Source organism: Phytobacter sp. V69, from assembly GCF_965644215.1.
GTDB lineage: Bacteria > Pseudomonadota > Gammaproteobacteria > Enterobacterales > Enterobacteriaceae > Phytobacter.
This window is the reverse complement of record NZ_CBFFRL010000484.1, coordinates 1-704: the sequence shown is the minus strand read 5'-3', so window position 1 is coordinate 704 and position 704 is coordinate 1. Positions and strand designations below refer to the sequence as shown.

The window sequence follows — 704 nt, the reverse complement described above, 5'->3', positions numbered from 1 at the left end:
TTCAGGCAACCGTCTGTGGTGTTTGCAGAGCTAAGATTGGCGGCTTAGCGTTGCACTTCGGAGTTGAATCCGCCCATAAATATTATGTTTTGTTGAATAACATGTAGAGTTGTCGCGGATAACATGCTTGCGCAAAAAAAATAGCCAGAAAAAGAGTACAGGTAATTAAATAAACATCACGACCTCACCGCATCGATAAATGCATTCATTTATGCACTCATCACTATTTTCAATCATGTTTATTCCACTGGTTGAAATGGTACTATGCTTGCGGCTGTTAAATGACGCAAAGTTGCTTAATCCAATGCAATTTTCACCCTGATTCACCTTTTAAACGCAACAAAATTGCGCAAAGTGAGCTAAATCACAAAAAGAGGGCGTTCAAAACGATGAAACTCGATGTCTGGGATAAAAAAATCCTGACCCTTCTGCAACGCAACAATCGCCTTTCCCAGCGAGAAATTGCCGACCAGGTGAATCTTTCCGCATCGGCAGTAAACCGACGTATTGCTGCGCTGGAAGAATCCGGGATCGTAAAGGCGAATGTCAGCATCGTGGACGCCAGTAAGGTGGGGCGGCCGATCACTATCATGGCGCAGGTGGTGGTGGCCAACGAGCGTCTCGATTTATTAGATAGTGTCGTCACGAGGATAAAAATCATTGATAATAGGGCCTTCTAATCAGAAGGCCCTATTATCATGACT

At 44.0% G+C, this 704-nt stretch carries 1 pseudogene; it reads left to right on the top strand.

The annotated features are described in order from the left end of the window. Positions 1-389: 389 nt before the first annotated feature. Positions 390-635 (top strand): annotated as a pseudogene (locus tag ACSZPU_RS26130) (Lrp/AsnC family transcriptional regulator); the annotation flags it as partial. Between the last annotated feature and the right edge of the window lie 69 nt (positions 636-704).